At 78.8% G+C, this 203-nt stretch carries 1 pseudogene; it reads left to right on the top strand.

Annotation, left to right across the window (positions count from 1 at the left end):
- A pseudogene (locus DW024_RS10355) lies at nt 1-203 on the top strand (IS110 family transposase); the annotation flags it as partial.

Raw genomic sequence — 203 nt, 5'->3', positions numbered from 1 at the left:
CGGGGAGGTGCTGGCCAGCGCCCCCGTCCGCAACAGGGAGGCCGAGCTCGACGCGCTGTTCGCCTCCGCGCCCGCCGGCACGCTCGTCGTCGTCGACCAGTTCCGCAACATAGGGTCCCTCGCCGTGAGGCGGGCCCGCGCCGCGGGGCTCGGGGTCGCCCACCTGCCCGGGCTCGCCGCCAGCCGCGCCGCCGGCCTGTTCG

This window comes from Collinsella sp. AF37-9 (assembly GCF_003475115.1).
Lineage (GTDB): Bacteria > Actinomycetota > Coriobacteriia > Coriobacteriales > Coriobacteriaceae > Collinsella.
Note: the sequence above shows the minus strand (reverse complement) of the source record. Positions and strands in the feature narration are given on the sequence as shown.